Here is a 240-nt window from a genome sequence, read left to right as displayed (position 1 = left end):
CGCAACACCTTCGCCGAGGCGATGATGTTCATGGACACCCCGAACTACGTGGCCACCGCCCAGGCCGTGGTACCCAGCCAGCTGTTCCGTTTCTCCAACAAGGCCTACCTGCGCCAGTTGCAGGACAACACCCCGTTGGCCCTGGCCCTGCTGGCCAAGCTCAGCACCCGCCTGCACCAGCGCATCGACGAGATCGAGACGCTTTCCCTGAAGAACGCCACCCACCGCGTGGTGCGCTAC

General features: G+C 64.6%; 1 pseudogene. It reads left to right on the top strand.

Annotation, left to right across the window (positions count from 1 at the left end):
• Positions 1-240 (top strand): annotated as a pseudogene (gene dnr / locus G5A07_RS21680) (transcriptional regulator Dnr); the annotation flags it as partial.

Origin of the sequence: Stenotrophomonas sp. AS012628 (assembly GCF_010608305.1) — a bacterium.
GTDB classification, from domain to species: domain Bacteria; phylum Pseudomonadota; class Gammaproteobacteria; order Xanthomonadales; family Xanthomonadaceae; genus Stenotrophomonas; species Stenotrophomonas geniculata.
The sequence above is the reverse complement of the archived record's forward strand: the minus strand, read 5'-3'. Positions and strand labels throughout refer to the sequence as shown.